This is a genomic window from Streptococcus infantis, assembly GCF_021497965.1.
Classification (GTDB): domain Bacteria; phylum Bacillota; class Bacilli; order Lactobacillales; family Streptococcaceae; genus Streptococcus; species Streptococcus infantis_B.
Window position 1 is genome coordinate 349,650 of the sequence record NZ_CP046525.1, and the last position, 25,358, is coordinate 375,007.

Consider the following 25,358-nt stretch of genomic DNA (forward strand, 5'->3'; position numbering starts at 1 on the left):
TAAATTCTAAAGAGGAAGTTCAGCTTCCTCTTTAGAATTCAATTAGTTATGGTTTGATAACTTCAGCTCCACCCATGTATGGACGAAGAACTTCTGGAATGGTCACAGAACCATCTTCATTTTGATAGTTTTCAAGAATAGCAGCAACGGTACGTCCAACAGCAAGTCCAGAACCGTTCAAAGTGTGAAGGAGTTTCACTTTTCCATCTGCTTCATCACGGTAACGGATTTGGGCACGACGAGCTTGGAAATCTTCTGTATTTGAACAGCTTGAGATTTCACGATAAGTATTTTGTGCAGGAATCCACACTTCCAAGTCGTAAGTTTTTGCTGCTGAGAAGCCCATATCTCCTGTAGAGAGAGCTACCACACGGTATGGAAGGTTGAGTTTTTGAAGGATGTTTTCAGCGTTAGCTGTCATCTTTTCCAATTCTTCGTATGATTCTTCTGGTTTGGCAAATTTCACCATTTCAACCTTGTGGAATTGGTGCAAACGGATCAAACCGCGAGTATCGCGACCAGCTGAACCAGCTTCAGAACGGAAAGATGGACTCATCGCGGTAAAGTAGATTGGCAAGTCTTTTCCGTCAAGAATTTCATCACGGTAGTAGTTGGTCAGAGGAACCTCAGCTGTAGGAATGAGGACATAGTTTGTGTCTTTCAATTCAAACGTATCTTCCTTGAATTTTGGATATTGACCAGTACCAAACATAGAATCATGGTTGACCATGTAAGGTGTGATGACTTCTGTATAGCCTTCTTTACCATGCTCATCCAACATAAAGTTGTAGATAGCACGTTCCAAACGAGCTCCAAGTCCTTTATAGAAGAGGAAGCGAGCGCCAGTGACTTTTCCACCACGTTCCCAGTCAAGAATACCGAGGTCTTCACCTAGATCCCAGTGAGCTTTTGGTTCGAAACCAAACTCGCGAGGAGTTCCCCAACGGCGAACTTCTACGTTATCGTCTTCGTCAGCACCGATAGGAACACTATCAGCAGGGATGTTGGGAAGAGTTGTGGTAAATTCTGTCAATTTCGCATCGATCTCTGCCAATTCTGCATCCAGAGCTTTGACCTCGGCAGAGAGAGCTTGCATGGCAGCAATTTTATCGTCTGCATTTTCTTTGTTGCGTTTAGCTTGAGCAATCTCGGCAGAAACTGTGTTACGTTCAGCCTTGAGAGTTTCAACCTTGACCAAGATATCACGACGTTTTGCATCGATCTCTTTCATCTCGTTCAAAATAGCAGCGTCTACACCACGTGTAGCGAGTTTTTTAGCGACAGCATCAAAGTCTGTGCGGATTCGTTTAATATCTAACATATAAACTCCTTTATGAAAAAAGCACACCTGACAAAGCGTTGGAGTGGCAGGGCCACGGTTCCATCCAACTTCACAGGTGTGCACTTAATTATGTATTTAGTTTGCAACAACGGTAGAATTTCACTTAAGTTTTCTATCTGCTCACAGCACCCGCAGACTTTCTGAAAGATCAACTTAACCTACTTATCCGTTTCTATGATTATACTAAAGTTTCTATTTTTTTGCAAATAGATTTTTGATTTTACGTCCAATGATTTGAAGTAAGGTAGGTAGCTTAACAACCTTATCATTGCCTAGTTTTTCACGAGCAATTTTAAGAATTTTTCCAGAGTCTTTTGAGGCAAAGAGGAATTTTCCTTGGTCTGTAAAGACTTCAAAATGACGACTGACCTTACGTCCAGAGACGTTGGCTCCGATTTGATGAATGCTGGACCATGGGATTTGAATGTAATCTTCGACATTACGGTCCGCGTAAAATTCTAAAGCCTGATCTCCGACCAGAAATTTTCCAACCTTTCCTGAAATGGAAAGATAGGAAGTTCCAGTGGTTTGTATGTCAACGACTTTGTTGAGGGATTGTGCCATCTTTAGTCTTCCTTATTTTCGCCAAAAAATGCCTGATAAAGAGCCTTAATAGCTGCTTTCTCTTGGTCTTTGTGGACAACGAACATGATAGAAACTTCGCTAGACCCTTGGGACATCATTTGGATGTTGATATTATTTTCAGACAAGGCGCGAGTAGCAGTAGCAGTTACCCCGATATGACGCTTCATCTTTTCACCAACAATCATAATGATAGAGAGGTCGTGTTCAATTTCAGCATGATCGACTTCTGCTTTTTGCACAAGTTGACGAAGGATTTCTTCTTCTTTAATAGGTGTCAATTCACGTGAACGCAAAATGACAGAAAGGTCATCGATACCAGTCGGCATATGTTCCCAACCGATATTTAAGTCTTCAAGAATTTGAAGTACCTTGCGACCAAAACCAATTTCGCGGTTCATAAGGTACTTAGACATATTGATGCTGACAAAGCCAGAGTCACCAGCAATTCCCACTACTGGGAATTTATCACTGGTATGTTGTAGTACGATACGAGTTCCTGGATGGTCAGGGTTATTAGTGTTCTTGATAACCAAAGGAATTTTCCCACGGTAGGCTGGCAAGAGAGCTTCGTCATGGAGTACAGAAAATCCAGCATAAGCCAATTCGCGCATTTCACGGTAAGTTAATTCAGGGATTGAGTGTGGTTTATGAATAATACCAGGGTGTGCTGCAAAAATTCCGTCAACATCAGTAAAGTTCTCGTAAAGGTCTGCTTTGACACCGGCAGCAATGATAGAACCTGTGATATCAGATCCTCCACGGGAGAAGGTACAGATTTGGTTTTCTTTTGTGACACCGAAGAATCCAGGAATAACAAGGACTTCTGTGCCGTTATTGAGTTCTTCGATTTTATCATAGCTTGAAGGAATGATACGAGCGTTACCAGGTTCGCTTGTTACAACAATACCGGCTTCTCGAGGATGAACATAGCGTGCATCTAATCCATTTTGGTTGAAGTAAGCTGCGATTAGTTTAGCGTTATTATTTTCCCCTGCAGCTAGAAAAGTATCGTAAAGAAATTCGTTGTTTTCAATTGGAAGAGTAGCGAGTGCTCGGATACTTTTAGAGATTCGTTCTAAAACAGCTGGTTTAAGTCCTAGTTCGCTAACCATTGCAGCGTAACGGTCGATAATCCAGTTTTGACTAGCACTGATATCGTTTCCTGCCACATAGTCACGATAATATTTAATCAAAGCATCTGTAACCTTGGTATCTTCAGCATCACGCTTTCCTGGTGCAGATACAACTACAAAACGACGTTCAGGATCACTTTTTACAATGTCTAAAACCTTTTTCAACTGGCTTGCAGAGGCAAGTGAACTTCCTCCAAATTTTACAACTTTCATAAGAACTCCTAAGATAGTATTTTATACGATTATAGCAGAAAGGAGGTCTTTTTTCAATCTGCAATAGGAAAGCCAGCTTCTTGTAAGAGGTCTGGACACGATTGTATCAACCAAATTATTTTTAAGATAGAAAATACTCTTTCGAAATCGGCTGATACACTTTTTATCGATTTTTGCTTGTGTAAATAGAAATAAAAAGATATACTTTGAAGATAAAATAATTTAATCAGCTTTTTAAATTAAAGGAGTAGCTATGAATCATATTATCTTTCAAATTCAAGACGATTTAGCAACAATTACTTTAAATCGTCCCGAAGTGGCAAATGGTTTCCATATTCCTATGTGTGAAGAAATTTTAGAAGCACTGGAATTGGCTGAAAAGGATGATTCCGTTTCATTTATTCTTATCAATGCAGCAGGAAAGGTATTTTCGGTCGGTGGAGACTTGGTTGAGATGAAACGTGCTGTCGATGAGGATGATATTGCTTCACTTGCACGAATTGCTGAATTGGTTAATACAATTTCTTATAAGATTAAACAGATTCCTAAGCCAGTCATCATGGAAGTTGACGGAGCAGTTGCTGGAGCCGCAGCAAATATGGCCTTAGCAGTTGATTTCTGTATTGCATCTGACAAAGCTAAATTCATCCAGGCTTTTGTAGGTGTGGGCTTAGCTCCTGATGCAGGTGGCTTATTCTTGCTTACACGATCTCTAGGTGCAACTCGAGCAAATCAATTAGCAATGACAGGCGAAGCTTTTACCGCTGAAAAAGCCTTTGAAGCAGGAGCATTGTATCGCCTATGCACTAGTGAACAATTAGAAAAAACTAGAGAACAATTGTTGAAGAAGTTGAGACGCGGTTCTTCAAATTCCTATGCTGCGATTAAGAAACTTGTTTGGGAAAGTGAGTTTAAACAGTGGCATGAATACGCTAAACTTGAATTAGAATTGCAAGAATCACTATCCTACACAGAGGATTTTAAAGAAGGTGTACGTGCACATTCTGAGAGAAGACGTCCAAAATTTGTCGGGAAATAAAAAAATGCTTGCACAATTCTTTGAAGTTTGATATACTTTTCTAGTCAAATGTTTTGATTATAAAACTTTTTTTGGTAAGGAGGGAAGAGAAATGGACTACCAACAAGTCAATGACTATTTAACATCAATTTTTAACAACGTCCTAGTGATCGAGGAAGTAAGTTTGCGAGGTAGTCGTTTCAAAGATATCTCTATCAAAGAAATGCATACGATTGATGTTATCGGTAAGTATCCAGAAGTGACTCCTAGTCAAGTTTCCAAAGAGTTGATGGTAACACTAGGGACTGTGACAACGAGCTTAAACAATCTGGAGCGAAAAGGATACATCGAACGGATTCGTTCAGATCAGGATCGTCGTGTAGTACATCTTCATTTGACAAAGAAGGGTCGTCTCGTGCACCGTCTCCATAAACGTTTCCATAAGGCCATGGTCGAAAGAATTATCGAAGGTATGAGTCCTGAGGAAATGGATGTTATGGGTAGAGGGTTGATAAACCTTTATCACTTTTTGGAGGATTTGAAATAATGGCTTTTGCAAAAATAAGCCAGGTCGCTCATTATGCTCCAGAGCAGATTGTCACAAACGAGGACCTGGCTCAGGTCATGGATACGAGTGATGAATGGATTTTAAGTCGGACAGGGATTAAAGAACGTCATATTTCTAAGACAGAATCAACAGGAGATTTAGCGACAGAGGTTGCAAGGCAACTTCTAGAGAAGGCAGGGATTTCTGCTGAAGAGCTAGATTTCGTTATTCTGGCTACTATGACACCTGACTCGATGATGCCTTCAACCGCAGCTCGTGTTCAGGCCAAAATCGGCGCTCATAAGGCTTTTGCTTATGATTTAACAGCCGCTTGTAGTGGATTTGTCTTCGCCTTATCAACTGCAGAAAAGTTCATTTCTTCAGGAACATATCGAAAAGGTCTTGTTATCGGTAGTGAGACCGTGTCAAAATCTTTGGACTGGTCTGACCGCTCAACAGCTGTCTTGTTTGGAGATGGAGCTGGCGGAGTGCTACTTGAGGCAAGTGATCAAGAACATTTCTTAGCAGAAAGTCTCAATAGCGATGGTTCTCGTGGTGAGTGTCTCACCTATGGAAAGACAGGATTGATTTCACCATTTTCGATTCAAGAAGAACCAGATGTTTTCTTGAAAATGGATGGGAGAGCAGTTTTCGACTTCGCAATTCGAGATGTGGCTGAATCCATTAAGCAAACTATCGAAAAAAGTCCAATATCAGCAGATGAACTCGATTATTTCTTGCTTCATCAAGCTAATATTCGAATTTTAGATAAGATGGCTAGAAAAATCGGTGTCGATCGTGACAAGCTTCCTGCTAATATGATGAAGTATGGAAATACCAGTGCGGCAAGTATCCCGATTTTACTTTCTGAGTGTGTAGAAGAAGGGCTCATCAATTTAGATGGTAGCCAAAAAATTCTCTTGTCAGGTTTCGGTGGAGGTTTGACATGGGGCACACTTATTGTTACAATTTAGGTAATCATGTGGTGATCACATTGTTATAAAAAAAACTATTTATTTTAAAGGAGTCTATCATGGCAGTATTTGAAAAAGTACAAGAAATTATCGTTGAAGAACTTGGAAAAGATGCATCAGAAGTAACACTTGAATCTACTTTTGATGATTTGGATGCAGATTCATTGGACTTGTTCCAAGTAATCTCAGAAATCGAAGACGCTTTTGATATCCAAATCGAAGCTGAAGACAACTTGAAAACAGTTGGCGACTTGGTTGCTTACGTTGAAGAGCAAACAAAATAATTAGAATAAATAAAGAAGGAGTAGGGGAGACCCGCTCCCTCTTGTTTAGGTAATAGTTTGATTTTCAAATTATAATAAGGTCGAACTATTACGTAAGCAAGACTTATGGAGGCAATATGAAAACACGTATCACTGAACTATTAAATATTAAATATCCTATCTTCCAAGGTGGAATGGCCTGGGTGGCAGATGGCGATTTGGCTGGAGCTGTTTCAAAAGCTGGTGGTCTCGGAATCATTGGTGGAGGAAACGCACCTAAAGAAGTTGTTAAATCTAATATCGATAAGATTAAATCTTTAACAGATAAACCTTTTGGTGTTAATATTATGCTTCTGTCTCCATTTGTAGATGATATTGTTGACCTCGTTATTGAAGAAGGGGTTAAGGTAGTCACAACTGGTGCAGGAAATCCAAGCAAATACATGGAGCGATTCCATGATGCTGGAATTACCGTTATTCCTGTAGTTCCTAGTGTTGCATTGGCGAAACGCATGGAAAAAATCGGTGCAGATGCCGTCATTGCTGAAGGTATGGAAGCCGGCGGACATATTGGTAAATTAACAACTATGACCTTGGTTCGCCAAGTTGCGGCGGCTGTTTCAATTCCTGTAATCGCTGCAGGTGGTATTGCAGACGGCGAGGGAGCTGCAGCTGGATTTATGCTTGGTGCAGAAGCTGTTCAAGTAGGAACTCGTTTTGTAGTTGCTAAAGAATCTAATGCTCATCCAAACTATAAAGCTAAGATTTTAAAAGCCCGTGATATTGATACAACGATTTCAGCACAACATTTTGGACACGCAGTTCGTGCCATCAAAAACCAATTGACTCGTGATTTCGAGCAAGCTGAAAAAGATGCCTTTAAACAAGAAAATCCAGATTTGGAAATCTTTGAGCAAATGGGTGCGGGAGCTCTCGCTAAAGCTGTTGTCCATGGTGATGTGGATGGTGGTTCAGTGATGGCCGGTCAGATTGCAGGTTTGGTTTCTAAAGAAGAAACTGTTGAAGAAATCTTAAAAGATATCTACTACGGTGCAGCTGAAAAGATTCAATCAGAAGCTGCTCGTTGGGCAGGAGTTACAAGAAATGACTAAAACAGCCTTTCTATTTGCAGGTCAAGGAGCTCAATACCTAGGAATGGGTCGCGAGCTCTATGACCAATATGCTATCGTCAAGGAAACAATCGATCAAGCTAGCCAAGTCTTGGGTTATGATCTCCGTGATTTGATTGACAATGATGAAGCAAAGTTAAATCAGACTCGCTACACACAACCAGCTATTTTGGCTACTTCAGTTGCGATTTACCGACTTCTAGAGGAAAAAGGTTACCAGCCTGATATGGTGGCAGGTTTGTCGCTTGGAGAATATTCAGCCCTTGTAGCTAGTGGCGCTTTGAATTTTGAGGATGCAGTGGCACTAGTTGCTAAGCGTGGATCTTATATGGAAGAAGCGGCACCTGCTGGGTCTGGTAAAATGGTAGCCGTACTCAATACTCCAGTTGAAGTTATTGAACAAGCTTGTCAAGATGCTTCTCAATTTGGCGTTGTGACTCCAGCTAACTACAATACTCCAAGCCAGATTGTTATCGGTGGTGAGGTAGCTGCAGTAGATTGTGCAGTTGAACTTTTGCAGGAAGCGGGAGCAAAACGCTTGATTCCTCTAAATGTTTCTGGACCTTTCCATACAGCTTTATTGGAGCCTGCAAGTCAAAAATTAGCACAAGCCCTGACAGCAGTTGAATTTTCTGATTTTGCTTGTCCTCTTGTTGGAAATACAGAAGCAAAGGTCATGGAAAAAGAACGAATTGCAGAACTCTTGACTCGTCAAGTTAAGGAACCTGTTCGTTTTTATGAGAGCATTGCAGTCATGAAAGAAGCGGGAGTCACTCGTTTTATCGAGATTGGTCCTGGAAAAGTCTTGTCAGGATTCGTCAAAAAGATTGATAAAACTGCTCAACTTGCAAATGTTGAAGATCAAGCAAGTTTACAAGCACTCTTAGATAATTAGACTAATGTGGTAGAAGTTCTGAAAGGAGAAAAATGAAACTAGAACAGAAAAATGTCTTTATTACAGGCTCAAGTCGAGGAATTGGTCTTGCCATTGCTCATAAATTTGCTAGCTTGGGAGCTAACGTTGTCTTGAATAGTCGTGGTGAAATCTCCGAGGAGCTTTTAAACGAGTTTAAACCATATGGTGTGAAGGTACTTGCTATTTCTGGTGATGTCTCAGACTTCACAGATGCAAAACGCATGGTGGATCAAGCGATTGAAGAACTAGGTTCAGTTGATGTCCTAGTGAATAATGCTGGGATTACTCAAGACACCCTCATGCTCAAGATGACAGAAGAAGATTTTGAGAAGGTCTTGAAAATCAATTTGACAGGTGCCTTCAATATGACACAAGCTGTTTTGAAACAGATGATAAAAGCACGTGAAGGTGCTATTATCAATATGTCGAGTGTCGTTGGTTTGATGGGAAATATCGGTCAAGCAAACTACGCTGCTTCTAAAGCTGGTTTAATTGGATTTACTAAATCAGTAGCACGTGAAGTTGCCAATCGTAATGTGCGTGTCAATGCTATTGCACCAGGAATGATTGAATCAGATATGACTGCAGTCCTATCTGATAAGGTGAAAGATGCTATGTTAGCACAAATTCCGATGAAACAATTTGGCCAAGCTGAGCAGGTCGCAGAGGTCACAGCCTTTCTTGCAAGCCAAGATTATCTAACGGGACAGGTCATTGCAATTGATGGTGGACTAACCATGCAATAAGAGTTAAAATAGAGGTATGAAAATGAAACTAAATCGAGTAGTAGTAACAGGTTATGGATTAACATCTCCAATCGGTAACACACCAGAAGAATTTTGGAACAATCTAAAAGATGGAAACATTGGAATTGGTGAAATAACTAAGTTTGATCACAGTGCTTTTGATGTTCATAATGCAGCAGAAATTAACGATTTTCCGTTTGACAAATATTTTGTAAAAAAAGATACTAATCGTTTCGATGATTATTCTTTATATGCCTTGTATGCAGCTCAAGAAGCGGTGAACAATGCAAATCTTGACGTAGAAGCGCTTGATAAAGATCGCTTTGGTGTCATTGTTGCATCAGGTATCGGTGGAATCAGAGAAATCGAAGATCAAGTCCTTCGACTTCACGAAAAAGGACCAAAACGTGTAAAACCATTGACACTTCCAAAAGCCTTGCCAAATATGGCAGCAGGAAATGTTGCTATGCGCTTTGGTGCAAATGGTATCTGTAAATCTATCAATACAGCTTGTGCTTCATCAAATGATGCTATCGGAGATGCCTTCCGTTCTATCAAGTTTGGTTTCCAAGATATCATGTTGGTTGGTGGTTCAGAATCATCTATTACTCCATTTGCGATTGCAGGTTTCCAAGCCTTAACAGCTCTTTCAACAACAGAAGATCCAACTCGTGCTTCTATTCCATTTGACAAAGACCGTAATGGATTTGTCATGGGTGAAGGATCAGGTATGTTGGTTCTTGAAAGCTTAGAGCACGCAGAAAAACGTGGAGCAACTATCCTTGCCGAAGTTGTTGGTTATGGTAACACTTGTGATGCTTACCACATGACTTCACCACATCCAGAAGGTCAAGGGGCTATTAAAGCTATCAAACTTGCCTTGGATGAAGCTGAGATTACACCAGACCAAGTAGCCTATGTCAATGCCCACGGTACATCAACTCCAGCTAATGAAAAAGGAGAAAGTGGAGCGATTGTAGCGGTTCTTGGTAAGGAAGTACCTGTATCTTCAACCAAGTCATTTACAGGACACTTGCTCGGTGCAGCAGGTGCAGTTGAAGCCATTGCAACAATTGAAGCAATTCGTAACAACTATGTTCCAATGACAGCTGGAACAACAGAATTATCAGACTACATTGAAGCAAACGTAATTTATGGACAAGGAGTGGAACGTGAAATTCCTTATGCTATCTCAAATACCTTTGGATTTGGTGGACATAATGCAGTTCTTGCTTTCAAACGTTGGGAGAATAAGTAAAGATGAATTTAAATGAAATCAAAGACTTGATGGCACAATTTGACCAGTCAAGCTTGAAAGAATTTTCTTATAAAAATGGAACGGATGAGTTGGTCTTCAGTAAGAATGAAGCAAAACTTGTTGCAGAAACAAGTCCAACACCTCAACCTGTGGTTCCAGCAACTACACCTACAGTTGCACCACAAGTTCCAACTACAACACCAGCTGCAGAAGCAGCTTCAGAATCAAGTGTTACTGAGTCTGTAGCTGAAGGAGACCTTGTAGAAAGTCCACTTGTCGGAGTTGCTTATTTGGCTGCCGGACCTGATAAACCTAATTTTGTTTCAGTTGGTGATACTGTTAAAAAAGGCCAAACCTTGGTCATCATCGAAGCTATGAAGGTCATGAACGAAATTCCAGCACCTAAAGATGGTGTCGTAACAGAAATTCTTGTTGCCAATGAAGAAATGGTTGAGTTCGGGAAAGGCTTGGTACGTATCAAATGATTGATATTCAAGGAATTAAAGAAGCTTTGCCCCACCGCTATCCGATGCTCTTAGTGGATCGTGTCTTGGAAGTCAGTGAAGATACAATCGTTGCTATTAAAAATGTAACGATTAATGAACCTTTCTTCAACGGACACTTTCCAGCCTATCCTGTAATGCCAGGTGTCTTGATCATGGAAGCTTTGGCACAAACAGCAGGTGTCTTGGAATTATCAAAACCTGAAAACAAAGGGAAGCTTGTTTTCTATGCTGGTATGGACAAAGTGAAATTTAAGAAACAAGTTGTTCCTGGTGATCAGCTTGTCATGACAGCAACTTTTGTCAAGCGTCGTGGCACCATCGCCGTAGTAGAAGCGAAGGCAGAAGTAGATGGTAAGCTTGCAGCAAGCGGTACTCTAACCTTTGCTATTGGAAACTAGGGAGGTTTTCCATGTTTCGTAAGATTTTAATTGCCAATCGTGGTGAAATCGCTGTTCGTATTATTCGTGCGGCACGAGAATTAGGAATTGCAACAGTCGCTGTCTATTCGACTGCTGACAAGGAGGCTCTCCACACGCTTTTGGCTGATGAGGCTATCTGTATCGGCCCTGGGAAGGCTACAGAATCTTATCTGAACATCAATGCCATCCTATCAGCTGCAGTCTTGACTGAAGCTGAAGCTATTCACCCTGGATTTGGTTTCTTAAGTGAAAATTCCAAATTTGCAACTATGTGTGAAGAAGTTGGGATCAAATTTATCGGACCATCAGCCCGTGTCATGGATGTCATGGGAGATAAAATTAACGCCCGTGCTCAAATGATTAAGGCCAATGTGCCTGTCATTCCAGGATCAGATGGAGAGGTCCATACAGCAGAAGAGGCTCTTGCTATTGCTGAAAAAATTGGTTATCCAGTTATGTTGAAAGCTTCAGCTGGAGGTGGTGGAAAAGGGATTCGTAAGGTTGAAAAAGCAGAAGATCTTGTGTCAGCCTTTGAAACAGCCTCTAGTGAAGCCAAAGCCAACTTTGGTAATGGAGCTATGTACCTTGAGCGTGTGATTTATCCTGCTCGCCATATTGAAGTACAGATTCTTGCTGACCAAATGGGACATGTTATTCACCTTGGTGAGCGTGACTGTTCGCTTCAACGGAATAACCAAAAGGTTTTAGAAGAAAGTCCTTCGATTGCTATTGGAAAAACCCTTCGTAATGAAATTGGTGCTGCGGCAGTTCGTGCAGCGGAGTCTGTAGGCTACGAAAATGCTGGTACGATTGAATTCCTACTAGATGAAGCAAGTGGCAAATTCTACTTTATGGAGATGAATACGCGTGTCCAAGTGGAACACCCGGTAACCGAATTTGTTTCAGGTGTAGATATTGTCAAGGAACAAATCCGTATCGCAGCGGGTCAACCATTGACTTTGAAACAAGAAGACATTGTTCTAAAAGGACATGCCATTGAGTGCCGTATCAATGCAGAAAACCCAGTCTTTAATTTTGCACCAAGCCCAGGGAAGATTACCAATCTTTATCTACCAAGTGGTGGTGTGGGCTTGCGTGTTGACTCAGCAGTTTATCCTGGTTATAGCATTCCGCCATACTATGATAGTATGATTGCTAAAATTATTGTTCATGGTGAAAATCGATTTGATGCACTCATGAAAATGCAACGAGCTCTTTATGAACTCGAAATTGAAGGGGTTGTCACCAATGCTGATTTTCAGCTCGATTTGATTTCTGATCGTCGAGTGATAGCAGGAGACTACGATACTTCATTCTTGATGGAAACTTTCTTACCACACTATCAAGAAAAAGAATAATATAAAAAGAGTATGAGACTGAAAAGGGGGATGTATGGCTCTATTTAGTAAAAAAGATAAATATATACGAATTAATCCCAATCGTTCACTTAGAGAAAAGCCCCAAGCTAAACCTGAGGTTCCAGACGAACTCTTCTCAAAATGTCCAGGTTGTAAACACACCATTTACCAAAAAGATCTAGGGAGTGAGCGTATTTGTCCTCACTGTGGCTATACCTTCCGTATCTCAGCTCAAGAGCGTCTTTCTTTGACCATCGATATGGGAAGCTTCTTAGAGATGTTTACTTGGATTGAGACGCAGGATCCATTGGAATTTCCAGGCTACCAGAAAAAATTAGCCTCTATGCGTGAAAAAACAGGGCTTGATGAGGCTGTTGTTACAGGAACTGCTTTGATCAAGGGGGAAAAGGTAGCCCTCGGAATCATGGATTCCAACTTTATCATGGCGTCTATGGGAACGGTCGTTGGTGAGAAAATCACCCGATTGTTTGAATACGCGACAGCTGAAAAATTACCAGTCGTCTTGTTTACAGCATCTGGTGGAGCACGTATGCAAGAAGGAATCATGAGTTTGATGCAGATGGCTAAAATCTCTGCAGCAGTTAAACGTCATTCCAATGCAGGTCTCTTTTATCTGACTATCCTAACAGATCCAACAACCGGAGGTGTTACAGCTTCCTTTGCCATGGAAGGTGATATTATCTTGGCAGAGCCTCAAAGTTTGGTAGGATTTGCTGGACGTCGTGTCATTGAAAATACCGTAAGGGAAGATTTGCCAGAGGATTTCCAGAAGGCAGAGTTTTTGTTAGAACATGGCTTTGTGGATGCGATTGTTAAACGGAGAGAACTGCCAGATATGATTGCTCGATTAGTAAGGTTACATAAGGGGGATTGTTGATGAATATTGCAAAAATCGTCAGAGAAGCACGTGAACAAACCCGTTTAACTGCCTTGGACTTCGCAACAGGAATATTTGATGACTTTGTAGAGCTCCATGGTGATCGCTCTTTCCGAGATGATGGTGCTGTTATTGGTGGTATCGGTTGGTTGGGAAACCAAGCAGTAACTGTTGTTGGAATCCAAAAAGGTAAAAGCTTACAAGATAATCTTAACCGTAACTTTGGACAACCTCATCCGGAAGGTTATCGAAAAGCCCTTCGCTTGATGAAGCAGGCTGAAAAATTTGGCCGTCCTGTTGTAACTTTTATCAACACGGCAGGTGCCTATCCTGGTGTCGGAGCAGAGGAGCGTGGTCAAGGTGAAGCTATTGCTCGTAACCTCATGGAGATGAGCGATCTTAAGGTGCCGATAATCGCTATTATTATTGGTGAAGGTGGTTCTGGTGGAGCCCTCGCTCTTGCCGTAGCTGACCGTGTCTGGATGTTAGAGAACTCTATCTATGCAGTTCTCAGTCCTGAAGGTTTTGCTTCTATCCTTTGGAAGGATGGCAGTCGTGCCATGGAAGCTGCAGAGTTGATGAAAATTACTTCTTTCGAATTGCTAGATATGAAGATTGTAGATAAGGTTATCTCTGAGGTAGGTCTATCAAGCAAAGATTTAATCAAGCAAGTCAAAGAACAACTCCGAGCAGAACTTGATGAACTTGGGAAACTGCCACTAGATCAACTCATTGAAGATCGTTACCAACGCTTTAGAAAATACTAAGAAATACAAAAAAAGCTAGACTTATATTTAGTTCTAGCTTTTTTGTTAACCTGGACTCCAAGTTTCGATGGAAGTGTAGTAAAAAAGTGTTTGATAATAGTCAAACACTTTTTCTATAGTTAGTTTTCTTCAGTTACAAACTGGCTGAGCAGTCCGTTGATGAAACGGGCTGATTTTTGATCTGAAAAGCTTTTTGCAAGTTCAATAGCTTCATTCACAGCTACGAGTTGAGGAGTATCAAATGAAGTGATTTCGAAAACTCCTAAACGCAATAGATTCTTTTCTACTAAGGTTAGACGGTCAATCGTCCAACCAGCCTTTAAATGCTGAGTGATTTGTTTATCTAGTTCCTCTTTTTGAGCTTGAACACCAGATACAAGATCGATTAGGAAACTAGGGAGTTTTACCTCGTCGTCTTCTCGATCATGAGTATAAGCGAAGCGACAAGCTGTTTCAATATCAGAACCATATTCAAGACTCATCAGTGCTTGGAAGGCACATTTTCGTAGTTCGCGTCTAGATTCTAATAATGGACTAGTCATTGAGGAAGTCCTCATCAAACAAATCTTTTAATGCTGGTTTTGGTGTCTTATCTGGTGCAATACCAGCAACGTGAATATTCACAGCATTGAGTTCAACATCAGCCATATTACGAACGGCATCTTTTACAGCTTTTTGAATAGCCATTGCAACCTTAGGAACCTTGACACCATACTCAAGATAGAGATAGATATCAGCTGTTAGCTCTTCTTCAGATTCTTTTAGATAGACACCACGGCCGAGTGAAAGTTTTGAAAGGGTGTCAGATACTGATTTGTTTGAAAAAGAGTGGACACCATCAACTTTAGCTGTAGCGATTGCAATGATTTTTTCAAGTACACGTGGGGCGATAACGATTTCGCCTAATTGTTCTTCAATTCCCATAGAATGACCTCTTTCTAGAGATTAGGCACGAGAAACGTAAGTTCCTTCTGCAGTGTTGATAACGAGTTTTTGTCCTGCTTCGATGAAGTCTGGAACGTTAACGACAAGTCCAGTTTCCATTGTAGCTGGTTTACCAGAACCTGTAACAGTAGCACCTTTAATAGATGGTTGTGTTTCAGCAACTGTCAATTCAACAGTTGTAGGTACTGTTACACCGATGACTTCAGTTCCGTAAAATTGAATTTTAACTTCAGAATTTTCAAGGATGTAAAGCAATTCGTTTTCAACATTTACAACAGGAATTTCGTATTGGTCGTAAGTTTCAGTGTTCATGAAGTAAGCTGTTTCATCCATTTTGTACAAGTATTGTGCTGGTACAGTTTCGATAATCGCTTGTTCAAATTTTTCCTCTGGGCGGTAGCTAGTTTCAAATGTTGAACCAGTACGGACATCACGCAATTTCATACGCATGATAGTGTTTCCTTTACCTGGTTTGTGGTGGCTAGCTTCCAAAACGCGGATCAATTTTCCGTCAGCTGTTTCAAAGGTCATACCAGCCTTTAATTTACTTGCTTCAATCATGTTTATACCTCTTTTATAAATAGTTTACTCTTTATTGTATCATAATAGCCTAGAATTCTCAAATATCAGAGAAGATGACCTAGTTGACGGGTACAATATCCCCATTTTCATTTCTGGTTACCAAGACATATTTACCATCTACTTCGATGTAAAAGTTTTTATTTGCAGTTTGTTCTGAATTGGTTGATTGTTCAGGTTTAGTGGTTTCTTCTGCAGGAGTAGTCACTTCTTGAGTTGTAGATTCTTGTACAGGAGTTGTTACTTCTGGATTAGTAGATTCTACTGAGTTAGCGGGTTGTTCAGGGCTAACAGTCTCAACTGGGTTAGCAACTTGCTCAGGACTTGCAGTTTGGACCGGAGTAAATGCTTGGTTTGGATCAGCTGGTTGTACTGGGGGAACGGTTTGATTTGGGCTAACAGGTTGAGCTTGTTGGGTGAGTTGGCCACCGAGAGTTTGACCGAGATTCATACCCATAAACATGTTCATACCATTGCCATTACCTTCGTTATTGGCTGCCGCAATGAGAGCTTCGTTACGAGCACGACGTTCTTCAATTTCGATGGTATTGTATTTCATAGCAACGAGTTCGCTGTCAAGTTTACGAACAAGTTCCAAGCTTTCTTGGTCGTAACTCAAGTCTTCAAGAAGGATATTGGTTGCTTCAATACCGTAAAGACCAGTCCATACCTTGTTAACTTCTTGTTTAGCGATTTCATTAAAAGTATCTTGATTAGCATTTAGGCTATAGATATCAACTCGGTACTCATTAGTAAATTTGGAAATTGCGATAGCAATTTTAGGAGAGATATTTTGTCGAAGAGTTCCTTGAGCAATATCTTGGAGTGTAAATGGTTTATGTTCTTCAATTTGTTGACTGATCGAGCTAACGTAGAAAAGGACTGGATCAGAAATCTTGATATCAAACAAACCATAGAAACGGATGTTGAGCAATTGTTGGTAACGTTCACTGAAGTATTCTACAGCGTTTTGGGTACCAAATTTATTACCCGCAATCGGTTGGATACGGACAAAGATGATTTCTTGTTGAGTTACGACTTGACCAGCGAATGAGAAGCGGTGCTTGAAGTTTTCCCAAGTGCCCTTAATTCCGCCTTTTTCTAGAAGCCAAGCGTTGTCGCCAGAGCGCCATTCATGGCTACCAGCTTCTAAAACATCACCAAGGAAAGTACCGTTATTTACAAGGATAGCAACATACCCTTGTGGCACAATTACGACAGAGCCATCTGTTAAAAGTCCTGTATGTTGATTACTTTGTCTAGAAACTCCGTCAGGGTCTTTTGTAAGAAGAGTTCCCTTAACAGCTAATGCATCTGATGATACGTGGTCTGGAAGCACAACGGCTTCCTTAAATTTACTGTCATTAAGACTATTAATTCCAGCAGATTTGGCAACATCAACAACTCCCTTAATTTGCTCTTTGGCCATACGAATAAATCCCATAATTTCCTCCTAATTATATAATTCGTCTTCATCCACAACGTCATAGGTGTCAAGAACCCATTGGTTTGGACTACGGGTGATATCAGATCCGCAATAGTCACATTTGCTGATTGCTGATATTTTCAGTGGAGCGCCACAGTTTGGACAGCGGTCGCTAACGGCTTCATCTTGAACAGAACTTTCAGTTTGACTGCCATGTTTACGGATGAAGTTCATTTGATAAACTGTAAATAGATCTTTTTGAGGGTCTCCCTCAATAACCTTACGAGTCTTGTCTTCGATGACATAATCTCTCAAGGTAGATGATAAGATAACAACTAAAGTATCGTTTCCATCTGGATTACTATTGAAATCTTTGATTCTAACATTTTCAACACAAACTCGTTCTAAGACATTGGTTGTTTGGGATTGGATATGTTCTTCTAGTTGAGAACTGTGTTGAGAATAGAGACTGGCGCTTTCAAGAGAACGCACCAAGTTCCAATCTTTCTTAGTCCAGGCTGCCTGTAACTGGATGTAGACTTCTTTAACCCATGAAGTGAAAGCAGAGGCATCAAAGTTTGGATCGTAATATCTGAGTCGGTCGATAGCTTGGTTATTATTTTCAACTCTACGATGGCTAATTGGCTCTGGTTCGTAGCTAGTAGTATGTCTTCTATACGGTGTTTCAGATGGAGTGTTCTGATCGTTAAGGTACTTGATGAGCATGAAGAGTAGGAAAGCCCCGACACCAAACATGATAAGAATAGTCATCCCGGTACCTAAAGATCCACCTGAACTTGAGTAACTACCGCCAGAACGATAGCTGCTTCTAGAAGAAGAGCTACCACTTGAACGACTAGAACTACTACTTCGTGAACTACTGCGGCTAGAACTACTACTTCGTGAACTGCTGCGGCTAGAACTACCACTTCGAGAATGTCCAACACCCGCATCGATTGATTGAAGAGGTGTCACAAAGAGAAGAAGCAAGAAAGTAGCGATAATAGTATATAACTTTTTCATATGTCTCCTAACTATGTGAGTACAAAAATAGTTTTTGCTAAATTTTATGTCTATAAGGAGTTTTGGAGTTTTATTGTTTTATTTTCAATAAACCACCCTATAATCCAACCAAATACGAGTAAATAATTCTCGATAGCACCAATCGCATTAACAGGAGAATGATATTCAATAAAATTTAACAAATGATTTGTTCCTATTCCTATACCACCAATAATAAGGGCAAGAAGGGCAATTCTCAGGTAAAACCAATCGTACTTAATATTAACGGCAAGAATAATAATTAAGACAGCTAGATTCCAAATTCCAATTTCTCTTTGCCATCCTGCAGAAATACCGTAACCAGAATGCTCTCCCATATAGGATGGGAGAAAGATTTGTAGAATAGAAGCACCCAACATTGCGATAATAACTAAAATAAATAGTACTCGTAAAAATTTGTTCATTTATTCTCCTTATTCTATTTTTTTGTAGAAAAGGCTATTAACGAAAGTATATTTACTCGTTCTCTTTCAACTTAGCCAATTCTTGGGCAAGTAGTTTAAGAGCAACTTGTGGATTTGCTTGGCCCTTGGTCGCTTTCATGAGGAATCCTGTGAAGGCCTTGTCAGCGTTACGTTTTCCTGACTTGAAGTCGGCAACAGCAACTTCGTTATCAGCAAAGACTTGATGGATGATTGGAATCAAGATATCTGGATCTGAAATTTGAACTAAACCGGCTTTTTCAACGTATTCACGAGCACTGCCACCATTTTTAGCAAGGTGGACAAAGACTTTCTTGGCAATCTTAGATGAAATAGTGCCGTCTTCGATGATAGCGATCATTTCTACCAAGTTTTCTGGAGTTAACTCGATTTGTTCCAGTGTCTTACCTTCAGCGTTCAAGAACTGAGCGACTTCACCTTGGAGCCAGTTAGAGACTTGCTTAGCGTCACCGCCAAGGGCAACAGCTTTCTCAAAGAAGTCAGAAGTGACTTTGTTGGCAGTCAACTGACTAGCATCGTAGTCTGATAGGCCAAGGTCAGATACGTAGCGAGCACGGCGTTCTTTTGGAAACTCTGGCAACTCAGTGCGCATTTCCTCAATCCACTCATCTGAGATTTCAAAGAGTGGTAGGTCTGGTTCTGGGAAGTAGCGGTAGTCTGCAGCACCTTCTTTAACACGCATGAGGATGGTTGCTTTGTTCGCTTCATCGTAACGACGTGTTTCTTGGCGAATTTGACCACCAGAGCGAAGAATTTCAGCCTGACGTTGCACTTCGTATTCAAGACCCTTGCGGACATTTGAGAAGGAGTTGAGGTTTTTCAACTCAGTCTTGGTACCGAATTTCTCTTGACCATAAGGACGAAGGGAGATGTTGGCATCCACACGCATAGAACCTTCTTCCATCTTAACGTCGGAAATACCAGCATATTGGATCACTTCCTTGAGGGCTGTTAGATAAGCGTAAGCTTCTTCAGGAGAACGCATGTCAGCTTCAGATACAATCTCAATCAATGGCACTCCTTGACGGTTGAGGTCGACATAAGAGAAACCATCTGTTCCGTGAGTGTTCTTACCGGCATCTTCTTCCAAGTGGGCACGTTCGATACCGATTTTCTTAGTTGTACCGTCCTCAAGTTCTACTTCAATCCAACCGTTGTAACCGATTGGCTCATCAAATTGAGAAATTTGATAGGCTTTAGGATTATCTGGATAGAAGTAGTTCTTACGGTCAAAGTGCATCTTTTTGTGGATGTCCATGTTGAGGGCAAGAGCGGCCTTGATACCGGCATCGACAACGCCTTTATTGAGAACTGGTAGTACTCCAGGAAAAGACCAGTCAATCACGTTTGTATTGGCATTTTGGTCATTTCCAAAGTGGGCAGAAGTAGGTGAGAAGATTTTTGAATTGGTGTTGAGCTCTACGTGGACTTCAAGTCCAATGACTGTTTCAAAGTTCATTAGTTATCACCTCCAAAAATCACGGGTTGTTGTTTGTGGTAGTCTGTTGTTGCTTCAAAAGCAGCAGCAGCTTGGTAAATGGTCTCTTCAGAGTATTTTGGACCAATCAATTGCAAACCTACTGGTAGACCTTGAGCAAATCCTGCAGGAATTGAAATCCCTGGGAGACCTGCCAAGTTGACTGGAATGGTCAAGAGGTCCGCCAAGTACATGGCAACTGGATCGTGGTTGAGCGAATCCAAGTCAAAGGCCACACTTGGAGCTGTTGGACCAAGGATGAGGTCATAATCTGCAAATACTTTTTCGAAATCTTGGATAATAAGGGTACGAACTTGACCAGCTTTCTTGTAGTAGGCATCGTAGTAACCTGATGAAAGACTGAAAGTACCAAGCATGATACGACGTTTGACCTCATCACCAAATCCTTGGCTACGAGTGTTAACGTAAATCTCATCCAAGTTCTTAGCATCTTCAGCACGGAAACCATAGCGGATACCGTCAAATCGTTGCAAGTTTGATGAAGCTTCAGATGAAGCAATGATGTAGTAAACTGCAACACCGTATTTAGAGTGTGGAAGGCTAACTTCTTCTACAACTGCACCTAGTTTTTCAAAGTGTTTGGCTGCGTTGAGGATGGTTTCTTTAACTTCTGGATCAATCCCTTCACCAAGGTATTCCTTAGGAAGGGCAATCTTCATTCCCTTGATGTCTTGGCCGATTTTTGAAGTAAAGTCAGCAATGCGGACAGGAGCAGAAGTAGAGTCTTTGGCATCTTCGCTAGCAATCGCATTGAGCAATAGGGCGTTTTCCTTAACGGTTGGAGCAAAAGGACCAATCTGGTCTAGCGAGCTACCAAAGGCAATCAGACCAAAACGTGAAACTGTTCCGTAGGTTGGTTTGAGACCAACGATCCCGTTAAAGGCAGCCGGTTGGCGGATAGAACCACCAGTATCAGACCCAAGTGACAAGCGGACTTGTCCAGAAGCTACAGCAGCAGCTGAACCACTTGATGATCCACCAGGAACCTTGCTGTGGTCCCAAGCATTTTTAGTTGCACCGTAGTATGATGTTTCACCAGAACCACCCATGGCAAACTCGTCCATATTAGTTTTTCCGACAACAATCATGCCCTTAGATTTTGCATTGGCAACTGCTGTTGCATCAAAGATTGGCTCGTAGTTATAAAGCATTTTTGACGCTGCAGTTGTCAGAATGCCGTCTGTAGAGATATTATCCTTAACAGCTAGTGGAATTCCTGAAAGGACATTGTCCGCATCGATTCCAGCTTCGTCAATAGCTTTAGCTTGAGCAAGGGCTTGGTCTTCAGCAATCGTAACGAAGGCATTGATTGCCTTTTCACGCGCTTTGATATCTTCAAGAGTCGCTTGGGTTAGTTCCGTTGCTGAAATTTCCTTAGAGACAAGGAGGTTGTGCAACTCTTCAATCGTTTTATTGTTAAAAGTCATTAGGCATCTCCTCCGTCATCTAGGATAGCTGGTACCTTGATATAGTAGTTTTCTTTTTCAGGTACATTTTTAAACAAGCGGTCACGGTCAGTCCCTTTTTCAGCAACATCCGGTCGCAATACTGTCTTACAATCAGCCATGGTAGTCGTTGGTTCAACACCAGTTGTATCAACTTCACTGAGCAACTCAACCATATCAACAATTTTAGACAAGGTTGTCGCAAACTCAGCTGTTTCATTTTCAGTGAATTTTAATTTAGAAAGATTGGCAACGTGAGTCACCTCTTCTTGCGTAATTTTCATCTTTTATCCTTTCGTGAAATGATGATTCTTTATCTGTTCTATTTTACCATATTTTCCTATAAATAAGGCAAGTCAAACTGAAAAGAAATAGAAATTGAAAAATACTTTTTAATTCGATATAATTGAGGAAACTAGAAGAAAGAACAACAGTCGTACTTAGTTGGTAAAAAGAATGTATCATTAATCCAACTAGAACACGTTAAGGATGGCACATGAAGCTTTGGGAGTTACTTTTTACCAGTAAAAAGACAGTCCCTCCTCATTTGGGAGCATTCTACTTTTTACTACCTACTTCTTTGGTAATCATAGCTTTTTTATCGATTCGCTATGCAAGCTCTAAACGTTACCGAGAATTTTGGTATTGGGGACAATTGATTCAGTTGCTCATTATCAACGCTTGGTATATTGCTGCACGCCTGCCCCTATCTGAAGCTCTCCCTTTTTACCATAGTCGCATGGCTATGTGGATTATTCTTTTTGCCCCTAATAAGACCTTTTTCAAGCAATATTTTGCCTTAGTGGGAGTTTTTGGTTCTATCATGGCCTTGGTTTATCCAGTCTTTTATCCTTTTCCCTTCCCTCATGTTTCGTCTGTGAACAATGTTTTCGGACATTGGGCCCTCTTGGCTAACTGCTTGATTTATCTTGTTAGATATTATAAAGTTGAAAAAGGGGATACTTGGAAAATATGCCAGATGACTTTTGGGATCAATGCCATTATCTTTCTAGCCAACCTCTTGACAGGAGGAAATTATGGCTTTATGAGTAAACCCCCTGTGATTGGGGATCATGGCGCTTTGGTTAACTATCTCATAGTGACCAGTATGATGACAGGAGTTGTCATACTCATCAATCAACTTGTTAAATACAAACATAAGAAAAGTTAATGTACAACTGAATTCGTTGCCTTAAGGAGATTTTATGCATCATTTTATTACAAGAACCCAAACAACACCACCTCCCATTTCCATTTTTTGGTATGGAGTCATGATAGGCCTTCTTGCTTTGTCTATTTATGCTTCTCTTACTTACTACAAAAATTCAAAATTTGTTCGATTGTTTAAGTGGATTCAAATAGCGCAACTGCTAGCTCTTTATACTTGGTATATTGGTTTTGGCATTCCATTTTCAAATAGTCTGCCTCTTTACCATTGTCGCTTGGCCATGTTTGCGGTTGTTTTCTTACCTGACAAATGGAAAACCAAGCAGTATTTTGCCCTTATGGGAGCCAGTGGAGCAGTATTTGCCTTGGGCTATCCTGTTTTTGACCCCTATGACTTCCCGCATATTACCAGTTTTTCTTTTCTCATTGGTCATTATGCACTTTTGGTTAATTCCTTGGTTTATCTCATGAATCACTATGATAAAACCCTGCTTAAAAAGTATCGTATTATTGCCTACACTTTTATTCTTAATCTATTTCTAGTTGGAGTCAATCATGTAACGGGTGGGAATTACGGGCTCTTGAATACTACACCGTTTATTCCAGATGCCCCTATTTGGATCAAGTATCTTTTGGTTTCAATCATTCTTTCTTCAGCCTTGGTGCTCTTTGATATCTTGTTTAAGAAACGCTGGCAAAAGAAAATGGCTTTAGAATCAGCTCTTTCGTAAAACCAATGTAAGTTAAAAAAATACAGATTCGATTGTAAAGCATAAATTGAGACATCCATTATTTAAAAGCAAGTCTAGTATATAGGCCTGCTTTTTCTGATATCAGCAATTGAAAAACTCCCTAAAATCCGATATAATGGAGTGTTGAAAGGAATTTAAGAGTCCAATGTAACAAAGAGTGATTATATATTGAAATCTTTGAAAATAAAAAGAAAAAGAAAGAGAAGTTATGAGTATTCAAGAAGAAATTAAAAAACGCCGTACCTTTGCCATTATCTCCCACCCGGACGCGGGGAAAACGACGATTACAGAGCAGTTGCTCTACTTTGGGGGAGAAATTCGAGAAGCTGGTACCGTAAAAGGGAAGAAAACAGGAAACTTTGCTAAATCCGACTGGATGGATATCGAGAAACAACGTGGGATTTCGGTAACCTCATCTGTCATGCAGTTTGACTACGATGGAAAACGGGTCAATATCCTAGATACACCAGGGCACGAGGACTTCTCAGAAGATACTTACCGTACCTTGATGGCGGTAGACGCTGCCGTCATGGTTGTGGACTCAGCCAAGGGTATCGAGGCCCAAACCAAGAAATTGTTTGAGGTTGTCAAACACCGTGGTATTCCAGTCTTCACTTTTATGAATAAGCTGGACCGTGACGGTCGAGAGCCGCTGGACCTCTTGCAAGAATTGGAAGAAGTGTTGGGCATTGCAAGTTATCCAATGAACTGGCCAATCGGGATGGGGAAAGCCTTTGAGGGCCTTTACGACCTCTATAATCAACGCTTGGAACTCTACAAAGGGGATGAACGCTTTGCCAGTCTAGAAGATGGAGACAAACTCTTTGCCAACAACCCATTCTACGAACAAGTGAAAGACGACATCGAACTCTTGCAAGAAGCTGGAAATGAATTTTCAGAAGAAGCTATTTTAGCTGGTGGATTAACTCCAGTATTCTTCGGTTCAGCTCTTACTAACTTTGGGGTACAGACTTTCCTTGAGACTTTCCTCAAATTTGCTCCGGAGCCACATGGCCACAAGAAGACAGACGGTGAACTTGTCGATCCTTATGATAAGGATTTCTCAGGCTTTGTCTTTAAAATCCAAGCCAACATGGATCCTCGTCACCGTGACCGCATCGCCTTTGTCCGTATCGTCTCTGGTGAATTCGAGCGTGGTATGAGTGTTAACCTCCCTCGTACTGGTAAAAGTGCTAAGTTGTCTAATGTCACTCAGTTTATGGCTGAAAGTCGTGAGAATGTAACTAATGCCGTAGCAGGAGATATCATCGGGGTTTACGATACTGGTACTTATCAGGTGGGAGATACTTTGACAGTTGGCAAAAACAAATTCGAATTTGAACCACTGCCAACCTTTACCCCTGAAATATTCATGAAGGTATCTGCTAAGAACGTCATGAAGCAAAAATCCTTCCACAAGGGAATCGAGCAATTAGTACAAGAAGGAGCTATTCAGCTCTATACCAACTACCAAACAGGTGAATACATGCTAGGTGCCGTTGGTCAATTGCAGTTTGAAGTCTTCAAGCACCGGATGGAAAATGAGTACAATGCAGAAGTGGTTATGAGTCCAATGGGTAAAAAGACCGTTCGCTGGATCAAACCAGAAGACTTAGATGAGCGCATGTCTTCAAGTCGAAATATCTTGGCGAAGGATCGCTTTGACCAGCCTGTCTTCCTCTTTGAAAACGACTTTGCCCTCCGCTGGTTTGCGGACAAGTATCCAGATGTGGAGTTGGAAGAAAAAATGTGATTCAGTATCAACAATTGGAACTAAAGTTCCTAATTGTTGGACGCTAGCCGCTATTTTGCGGTTTAGCTAACTGCCTTATTAACTCGTCGGCGAAAAATAATCGTTTTCGCCTCTTCGTGTCGTAACATTTAGGAGTGGTCTAGCTGACTACCTCATCAAATCCGTGTCGAAACCTCTCACACTTAATTCGTATTTCGGTTTTAAATAGACAAAAA

General features: G+C 40.9%; 28 protein-coding genes. 16 read left to right on the plus strand and 12 right to left on the minus strand.

Annotated features, from left to right (window positions below):
- Positions 1 to 46: 46 nt before the first annotated feature.
- The 3 genes from serS to GOM46_RS01820 all read right to left on the minus strand — a co-directional run bounded on the left by serS (position 47) and on the right by GOM46_RS01820 (position 3,273).
- Positions 47 to 1,321 (minus strand): serine--tRNA ligase, encoded by a 1,275-nt coding sequence (gene serS / locus GOM46_RS01810; protein ID WP_235083794.1) that lies wholly within the window; start codon positions 1,319 to 1,321, stop codon positions 47 to 49.
- 213 nt (positions 1,322 to 1,534) lie between these two features.
- The gene (locus tag GOM46_RS01815) at positions 1,535 to 1,906 is read right to left on the minus strand and encodes a DUF956 family protein (RefSeq protein WP_235083795.1); all 372 of its coding nucleotides are present in this window, start codon (positions 1,904 to 1,906) and stop codon (positions 1,535 to 1,537) included.
- Between the two features lie 2 nt (positions 1,907 to 1,908).
- Positions 1,909 to 3,273 carry an aspartate kinase gene (locus GOM46_RS01820; RefSeq protein WP_235083796.1) on the minus strand — a complete coding sequence of 455 codons (1,365 nt, stop codon included), beginning with the start codon at positions 3,271 to 3,273 and terminating at the stop codon, positions 1,909 to 1,911.
- 253 nt (positions 3,274 to 3,526) lie between these two features.
- Here GOM46_RS01820 and GOM46_RS01825 point away from each other — a divergent pair, with 253 nt between their 5' ends.
- From GOM46_RS01825 to GOM46_RS01885, 13 genes are all read left to right on the plus strand, one after another.
- Entirely contained in the window at positions 3,527 to 4,312 is a 786-nt protein-coding gene (locus tag GOM46_RS01825; RefSeq protein ID WP_235083797.1) for an enoyl-CoA hydratase, read from the plus strand.
- Positions 4,313 to 4,403: 91 nt separating this feature from the next.
- The gene (locus tag GOM46_RS01830) at positions 4,404 to 4,838 is read left to right on the plus strand and encodes a MarR family winged helix-turn-helix transcriptional regulator (RefSeq protein WP_235083799.1); all 435 of its coding nucleotides are present in this window, start codon (positions 4,404 to 4,406) and stop codon (positions 4,836 to 4,838) included.
- Complete coding sequence (locus tag GOM46_RS01835) at positions 4,838 to 5,812, plus strand: beta-ketoacyl-ACP synthase III (RefSeq protein ID WP_235083801.1); 975 nt, start codon at positions 4,838 to 4,840, stop codon at positions 5,810 to 5,812. Before GOM46_RS01830 ends, GOM46_RS01835 begins: the two co-directional genes overlap by 1 nt.
- Positions 5,813 to 5,871: 59 nt before the next feature.
- Positions 5,872 to 6,096, plus strand: coding sequence for an acyl carrier protein (locus GOM46_RS01840; protein WP_000257840.1), 225 nt, complete (start codon positions 5,872 to 5,874; stop codon positions 6,094 to 6,096).
- Positions 6,097 to 6,212: 116 nt separating this feature from the next.
- Positions 6,213 to 7,187: an enoyl-[acyl-carrier-protein] reductase FabK gene (gene fabK, locus GOM46_RS01845; RefSeq protein WP_235083803.1), complete on the plus strand. Its 975-nt coding sequence runs from the start codon at positions 6,213 to 6,215 to the stop codon at positions 7,185 to 7,187.
- Entirely contained in the window at positions 7,180 to 8,100 is a 921-nt protein-coding gene (gene fabD / locus GOM46_RS01850) for an ACP S-malonyltransferase (protein ID WP_235083805.1), read from the plus strand. Before fabK ends, fabD begins: the two co-directional genes overlap by 8 nt.
- A gap of 32 nt (positions 8,101 to 8,132) precedes the next feature.
- Complete coding sequence (fabG, locus tag GOM46_RS01855) at positions 8,133 to 8,867, plus strand: 3-oxoacyl-[acyl-carrier-protein] reductase (protein WP_235083807.1); 735 nt, start codon at positions 8,133 to 8,135, stop codon at positions 8,865 to 8,867.
- A gap of 22 nt (positions 8,868 to 8,889) precedes the next feature.
- Complete coding sequence (gene fabF / locus GOM46_RS01860; RefSeq protein WP_006150427.1) at positions 8,890 to 10,125, plus strand: beta-ketoacyl-ACP synthase II; 1,236 nt, start codon at positions 8,890 to 8,892, stop codon at positions 10,123 to 10,125.
- Positions 10,126 to 10,127: 2 nt separating this feature from the next.
- Positions 10,128 to 10,610: an acetyl-CoA carboxylase biotin carboxyl carrier protein gene (gene accB / locus GOM46_RS01865; protein WP_235083809.1), complete on the plus strand. Its 483-nt coding sequence runs from the start codon at positions 10,128 to 10,130 to the stop codon at positions 10,608 to 10,610.
- Positions 10,607 to 11,029, plus strand: a complete 423-nt coding sequence (gene fabZ, locus GOM46_RS01870) for a 3-hydroxyacyl-ACP dehydratase FabZ (protein WP_006145014.1) — start codon at positions 10,607 to 10,609, stop codon at positions 11,027 to 11,029. The genes accB and fabZ overlap by 4 nt, the downstream gene beginning before the upstream one ends.
- An 11-nt stretch (positions 11,030 to 11,040) precedes the next feature.
- Positions 11,041 to 12,408, plus strand: coding sequence for an acetyl-CoA carboxylase biotin carboxylase subunit (gene accC, locus GOM46_RS01875; RefSeq protein ID WP_235083810.1), 1,368 nt, complete (start codon positions 11,041 to 11,043; stop codon positions 12,406 to 12,408).
- A 34-nt stretch (positions 12,409 to 12,442) separates the two neighbouring features.
- Positions 12,443 to 13,306: an acetyl-CoA carboxylase, carboxyltransferase subunit beta gene (gene accD / locus GOM46_RS01880; RefSeq protein ID WP_235083811.1), complete on the plus strand. Its 864-nt coding sequence runs from the start codon at positions 12,443 to 12,445 to the stop codon at positions 13,304 to 13,306.
- The gene (locus GOM46_RS01885) at positions 13,306 to 14,073 is read left to right on the plus strand and encodes an acetyl-CoA carboxylase carboxyl transferase subunit alpha (protein ID WP_235083812.1); all 768 of its coding nucleotides are present in this window, start codon (positions 13,306 to 13,308) and stop codon (positions 14,071 to 14,073) included. Before accD ends, GOM46_RS01885 begins: the two co-directional genes overlap by 1 nt.
- 119 nt (positions 14,074 to 14,192) lie before the next feature.
- On the opposite strand, the gene nusB is transcribed toward GOM46_RS01885, so the two are convergent.
- From nusB to gatC, 9 genes are all read right to left on the minus strand, one after another.
- Positions 14,193 to 14,615 carry a transcription antitermination factor NusB gene (nusB, locus tag GOM46_RS01890; protein ID WP_006150319.1) on the minus strand — a complete coding sequence of 141 codons (423 nt, stop codon included), beginning with the start codon at positions 14,613 to 14,615 and terminating at the stop codon, positions 14,193 to 14,195.
- Positions 14,608 to 14,997, minus strand: coding sequence for an Asp23/Gls24 family envelope stress response protein (locus GOM46_RS01895; RefSeq protein WP_006150382.1), 390 nt, complete (start codon positions 14,995 to 14,997; stop codon positions 14,608 to 14,610). The genes nusB and GOM46_RS01895 overlap by 8 nt, the downstream gene beginning before the upstream one ends.
- Positions 14,998 to 15,018: 21 nt before the next feature.
- A complete protein-coding gene (gene efp, locus GOM46_RS01900) occupies positions 15,019 to 15,579 on the minus strand; it encodes an elongation factor P (RefSeq protein ID WP_006150235.1) in 561 nt (186 codons plus the stop codon).
- A 79-nt stretch (positions 15,580 to 15,658) separates the two neighbouring features.
- Positions 15,659 to 17,041, minus strand: a complete 1,383-nt coding sequence (locus tag GOM46_RS01905; RefSeq protein ID WP_235083813.1) for an SPFH domain-containing protein — start codon at positions 17,039 to 17,041, stop codon at positions 15,659 to 15,661.
- 9 nt (positions 17,042 to 17,050) lie between these two features.
- Positions 17,051 to 18,046 (minus strand): zinc-ribbon domain-containing transport protein, encoded by a 996-nt coding sequence (locus tag GOM46_RS01910; protein ID WP_235083814.1) that lies wholly within the window; start codon positions 18,044 to 18,046, stop codon positions 17,051 to 17,053.
- Between the two features lie 50 nt (positions 18,047 to 18,096).
- Positions 18,097 to 18,489, minus strand: coding sequence for a hypothetical protein (locus GOM46_RS01915; protein ID WP_006150318.1), 393 nt, complete (start codon positions 18,487 to 18,489; stop codon positions 18,097 to 18,099).
- A gap of 52 nt (positions 18,490 to 18,541) precedes the next feature.
- Positions 18,542 to 19,987 (minus strand): Asp-tRNA(Asn)/Glu-tRNA(Gln) amidotransferase subunit GatB, encoded by a 1,446-nt coding sequence (gene gatB / locus GOM46_RS01920; protein ID WP_235083816.1) that lies wholly within the window; start codon positions 19,985 to 19,987, stop codon positions 18,542 to 18,544.
- Positions 19,987 to 21,453, minus strand: coding sequence for an Asp-tRNA(Asn)/Glu-tRNA(Gln) amidotransferase subunit GatA (gatA, locus tag GOM46_RS01925; protein ID WP_235083817.1), 1,467 nt, complete (start codon positions 21,451 to 21,453; stop codon positions 19,987 to 19,989). Before gatA ends, gatB begins: the two co-directional genes overlap by 1 nt.
- Positions 21,453 to 21,755 (minus strand): Asp-tRNA(Asn)/Glu-tRNA(Gln) amidotransferase subunit GatC, encoded by a 303-nt coding sequence (gene gatC, locus GOM46_RS01930; RefSeq protein ID WP_006150200.1) that lies wholly within the window; start codon positions 21,753 to 21,755, stop codon positions 21,453 to 21,455. Before gatC ends, gatA begins: the two co-directional genes overlap by 1 nt.
- A 212-nt stretch (positions 21,756 to 21,967) precedes the next feature.
- Here gatC and GOM46_RS01935 point away from each other — a divergent pair, with 212 nt between their 5' ends.
- From GOM46_RS01935 to GOM46_RS01945, 3 genes are all read left to right on the plus strand, one after another.
- On the plus strand, positions 21,968 to 22,642 hold the full coding sequence (locus GOM46_RS01935; RefSeq protein WP_235083818.1) for a TIGR02206 family membrane protein: 675 nt from the start codon (positions 21,968 to 21,970) through the stop codon (positions 22,640 to 22,642).
- 34 nt (positions 22,643 to 22,676) lie between these two features.
- Positions 22,677 to 23,369, plus strand: a complete 693-nt coding sequence (locus GOM46_RS01940) for a TIGR02206 family membrane protein (protein WP_235083819.1) — start codon at positions 22,677 to 22,679, stop codon at positions 23,367 to 23,369.
- Positions 23,370 to 23,598: 229 nt separating this feature from the next.
- Positions 23,599 to 25,143, plus strand: coding sequence for a peptide chain release factor 3 (locus GOM46_RS01945; protein WP_235083820.1), 1,545 nt, complete (start codon positions 23,599 to 23,601; stop codon positions 25,141 to 25,143).
- Positions 25,144 to 25,358: the final 215 nt, after the last annotated feature.

Coding starts and splice junctions, on each gene's coding strand:
- GOM46_RS01940 (WP_235083819.1), top strand. CDS start 22,677: ATGCATCATTTTATTACAAGAACCCAAACAACACCACCTCCCATTTCC.
- GOM46_RS01935 (WP_235083818.1), top strand. CDS start 21,968: ATGAAGCTTTGGGAGTTACTTTTTACCAGTAAAAAGACAGTCCCTCCT.
- GOM46_RS01915 (WP_006150318.1), bottom strand. CDS start 18,489: ATGAACAAATTTTTACGAGTACTATTTATTTTAGTTATTATCGCAATG.
- accB (WP_235083809.1), top strand. CDS start 10,128: ATGAATTTAAATGAAATCAAAGACTTGATGGCACAATTTGACCAGTCA.
- GOM46_RS01905 (WP_235083813.1), bottom strand. CDS start 17,041: ATGGGATTTATTCGTATGGCCAAAGAGCAAATTAAGGGAGTTGTTGAT.
- fabG (WP_235083807.1), top strand. CDS start 8,133: ATGAAACTAGAACAGAAAAATGTCTTTATTACAGGCTCAAGTCGAGGA.
- gatC (WP_006150200.1), bottom strand. CDS start 21,755: ATGAAAATTACGCAAGAAGAGGTGACTCACGTTGCCAATCTTTCTAAA.
- GOM46_RS01840 (WP_000257840.1), top strand. CDS start 5,872: ATGGCAGTATTTGAAAAAGTACAAGAAATTATCGTTGAAGAACTTGGA.
- GOM46_RS01885 (WP_235083812.1), top strand. CDS start 13,306: ATGAATATTGCAAAAATCGTCAGAGAAGCACGTGAACAAACCCGTTTA.
- GOM46_RS01910 (WP_235083814.1), bottom strand. CDS start 18,046: ATGAAAAAGTTATATACTATTATCGCTACTTTCTTGCTTCTTCTCTTT.
- fabK (WP_235083803.1), top strand. CDS start 6,213: ATGAAAACACGTATCACTGAACTATTAAATATTAAATATCCTATCTTC.
- GOM46_RS01835 (WP_235083801.1), top strand. CDS start 4,838: ATGGCTTTTGCAAAAATAAGCCAGGTCGCTCATTATGCTCCAGAGCAG.
- serS (WP_235083794.1), bottom strand. CDS start 1,321: ATGTTAGATATTAAACGAATCCGCACAGACTTTGATGCTGTCGCTAAA.
- accC (WP_235083810.1), top strand. CDS start 11,041: ATGTTTCGTAAGATTTTAATTGCCAATCGTGGTGAAATCGCTGTTCGT.
- gatB (WP_235083816.1), bottom strand. CDS start 19,987: ATGAACTTTGAAACAGTCATTGGACTTGAAGTCCACGTAGAGCTCAAC.
- GOM46_RS01830 (WP_235083799.1), top strand. CDS start 4,404: ATGGACTACCAACAAGTCAATGACTATTTAACATCAATTTTTAACAAC.
- fabD (WP_235083805.1), top strand. CDS start 7,180: ATGACTAAAACAGCCTTTCTATTTGCAGGTCAAGGAGCTCAATACCTA.
- nusB (WP_006150319.1), bottom strand. CDS start 14,615: ATGACTAGTCCATTATTAGAATCTAGACGCGAACTACGAAAATGTGCC.
- GOM46_RS01820 (WP_235083796.1), bottom strand. CDS start 3,273: ATGAAAGTTGTAAAATTTGGAGGAAGTTCACTTGCCTCTGCAAGCCAG.
- GOM46_RS01945 (WP_235083820.1), top strand. CDS start 23,599: ATGAGTATTCAAGAAGAAATTAAAAAACGCCGTACCTTTGCCATTATC.
- gatA (WP_235083817.1), bottom strand. CDS start 21,453: ATGACTTTTAACAATAAAACGATTGAAGAGTTGCACAACCTCCTTGTC.
- GOM46_RS01895 (WP_006150382.1), bottom strand. CDS start 14,997: ATGGGAATTGAAGAACAATTAGGCGAAATCGTTATCGCCCCACGTGTA.
- accD (WP_235083811.1), top strand. CDS start 12,443: ATGGCTCTATTTAGTAAAAAAGATAAATATATACGAATTAATCCCAAT.
- fabF (WP_006150427.1), top strand. CDS start 8,890: ATGAAACTAAATCGAGTAGTAGTAACAGGTTATGGATTAACATCTCCA.
- fabZ (WP_006145014.1), top strand. CDS start 10,607: ATGATTGATATTCAAGGAATTAAAGAAGCTTTGCCCCACCGCTATCCG.
- GOM46_RS01825 (WP_235083797.1), top strand. CDS start 3,527: ATGAATCATATTATCTTTCAAATTCAAGACGATTTAGCAACAATTACT.
- GOM46_RS01815 (WP_235083795.1), bottom strand. CDS start 1,906: ATGGCACAATCCCTCAACAAAGTCGTTGACATACAAACCACTGGAACT.
- efp (WP_006150235.1), bottom strand. CDS start 15,579: ATGATTGAAGCAAGTAAATTAAAGGCTGGTATGACCTTTGAAACAGCT.